At 38.4% G+C, this 3,055-nt stretch carries 2 protein-coding genes; both read right to left on the bottom strand.

The genetic code is table 11. The features are described from left to right. Positions 1-375 precede the first annotated feature (375 nt). Positions 376-1,920, bottom strand: coding sequence for an efflux RND transporter permease subunit (locus BGC07_RS23530; protein ID WP_268801723.1), 1,545 nt, complete (start codon positions 1,918-1,920; stop codon positions 376-378). Further along, a partial coding sequence (locus BGC07_RS23535; RefSeq protein ID WP_268801724.1) for an efflux RND transporter permease subunit occupies positions 1,904-3,055 on the bottom strand: 1,152 nt, incomplete at its 5' end. The genes BGC07_RS23535 and BGC07_RS23530, both read right to left, overlap by 17 nt.

A 3,055-nucleotide genomic window follows, 5' to 3' on the forward strand; every position in this document is an offset into this window, starting at 1 on the left:
GAAGCTTTGACCAGATTTTACTAAATTATTTATTCCTCTGTTTTTATCCGCAGCTAAAACAGCTCGCTGAAGTTTAGGGTCTTCACTTAAAATCTTAGCATTTCCTAGGTCAAATAAGTTAGCTTTGCTTAAAGCAATTAGTGATTTTATAAATTGTTTGTTCATGTTTAATTTTCCAACTTCTTGAGGTTTAAAATTAAATTTTTTATGATGTAATATATGTATATTCTCTTCTATTAATACATATGCTTAATTAATATTAAACAGTAAAGTCTCGGTAATATAATCGTTATTTTAATGGAGTAATAGTGTTACTGTCTTATATAAATAAAGCCCCTGAGCGGATAGGAGCTTTATTATTTTTTGAATATTAAGTTATGGGTTATTAGGTGTTTGTGTTTTCGATGAGCAAGTTCTCTTTTTCGCTAAAAATGTATACATTGTTGGAATCACAAATAAAGTAAACAAAGTGCCAATTAATAATCCCATTGCAATAATAAGTCCTAAGTCATGGCGACTAACAGCGCCTGCCCCTGAAGCAAAAATCAGTGGTATGACACCTGCAATCATGGCTGCAGAAGTCATTAGAATTGGTCGAAGGCGAATAGCAGCAGCTTGTTCAATTGCATCACGAATATTAAGCCCGTTGTTTTCTTGCAAGTCATTCGCAAATTGAACCATTAGAATACCATGCTTGGTAATTAATCCAATGAGGGTGACTAAACCAATCTCAGTATAAATGTTAAGTGAACTCATACCTAGAGCCATTGGAATGGCTGCACCGAAAATAGCCATTGGTACAGTAAACATAATAATAAAAGGGTCTCTAAGGCTTTCGAATTGAGCAGCTAAAACCAAGAAAATAATGATTAAGGCAAAAAAGAAAGTATAAATTAATGAATTTCCTTCTTGGATTAGAGTACGAGATTGCCCCGCAAAATTGTAGTTCATTCCTTTAGGCATGAGTTTGGCCGCTTCTGCTTTTAGGAAATTCAGTGCTTCTGTATCAGTATGGCCTGGCATAGGGAAACCAGAGAGGGTTGCTGAGTTGAGCTGTTGGAATTGATTAAGACTGCCTGGCTCAACAGAGGTTGATAATGTTACTAAATTAGACAATGGAATCAGTTGACCTGTAGCCGTTTTAATATAGTTTTGTTTGAGCTGGTCTGGAGTGAGTCGCTCATTATCTGGTAACTGTGGAATAACCTTATAACTACGGCCATCGAGGCTAAAGTAATTTACTTTGCCACCACTTAATAGTGTGCTTAATGTTTGACCGATTTGCTTCATTGTAATACCCATTTGCGTTGCTTTTGCTCGGTCAATATGAATATTAAGATCTGGTTTATTAAATTTTAAGTCGCTGCTGCTAAAAAGAAATAAACCACTTTTTTTGGCTGCAGCTTCAAGTTTTACCATAACACTATTAAGCGTTTTGTAGCTTGAGGTACTTGTGAGAACAAACTGGATGGGCATACCATCAGGGCCCGGTAAGGCTGGCATTTGGGCAACTTGGGCTTGTAGTCCCGTTATTTTATTGAACTTATGCTGTAAGAGAGGCTGTAGCTTCATCGCTGTGATATTTCGGTCTCCCCAGGGTTTTAATACCGCTCCAGAGGTTACTTGGCTTGGGAATGGACCAACTCCAGTGGTATTAATGATAAAATAATCAGCAATTGATGGGAAACTTTTATAGATATCCCCAATTTCCTTCGAATACTTTTCTACATAATTAATATTTGCATATTGAGGCGCAGAAGCGAAGGTAATTAAAAAGCCTTGATCTTCGTGTGGGGCGAGCTGGGTTTTAGTCACTTTAAACATACAGACAATGCCGATTAAGATCAGTAGCCCAAATGTTAAAATAACGGGGCGATGATTTAGTGTTTGTTGCAGTATACTTTTATAGATCGTTTGCAAGCGTCAAAAAACTTTGATCAAGCCATTGGGTCAGTCGGCTATTGTTGGAGTGGCTGACTAGAAGTTTAGAGCACATCATCGGTGAAAGTGTTAAGGCAATAATACCAGATACAATAACTGCTGCGGCTAAAGTTAAAGCAAATTCCTTGAATAAAGCCCCAGTAACGCCACTAACAAATGCGATGGGGGCATAAACTGCAGCGAGTGTAATCGTCATAACAATGACAGGCAGGGCAATTTCACGAGCACCAACTAAAGCGGCTTGCGTTGGGTTTTTACCCTCCTCAATATGACGATGGACGTTTTCGACAACAATAATGGCATCATCAACAACAAGACCGATGGCCAATACCATAGCGAATAGTGTAAGTAGGTTAATTGAGTAGCCAAAAACTAACATGAGTGAGCAAACACCAATTAGCGACAGTGGAATAGTAATGACGGGGATAATGACTGAGCGTAGGGATCCTAAGAAAAGAAAGATCACGGCGATTACGATAATAGCAGCCTCAATAATTGTTTTAATCACTTCATTAATGGAGACTTGAATGTACTTAGTTGCATCGTAGACAATACTTTGATGGAGTGTAGAGGGTAAATCCTTTGCTAGAGAAGGTAAAATTTTTCTGACATTCTTGATGACAGACAGTGAATTCGCCGAAGGGGTTGACTGAATCGAAATAAAGACTCCGCGCTTGCCATTGAATATCACAGAGGAGTCATAACTTTCAGAGCCTAAATTGACTTTCGCAACATCTTTTAAACGAATGAGTGTGCCATTATTATTTTTAACAACAATATTCTTAAAGTTTTTAACTGAGCTGACATCGGTATTCGCAGTGACATTATATACACTGTATACCCCTTTAGTTTGTCCAGCGGCCGTTTGGTAGTTATTAGCTGCTAAAGCGTTTGAAACATCGGTAGCTGTTACGTGAAGACCTGCCATACGCTTAGGATCTAGCCAAACGCGCATCGCAAAAGGGTCACCCCCGATGATACTGACACTGCCTACACCTTTTACAGTTTGTAAGTTGGGTTGCACGACTCTAGAGAGATAATCGTAAATTTGTGGAGAGGTCAGTTGTTGACTAGAGTAACTAATGTATAGCAAGGCAACAGAGTCAGACTTTTC

This window comes from Piscirickettsia litoralis (assembly GCF_001720395.1).
Classification (GTDB): Bacteria; Pseudomonadota; Gammaproteobacteria; order Piscirickettsiales; family Piscirickettsiaceae; genus Piscirickettsia; species Piscirickettsia litoralis.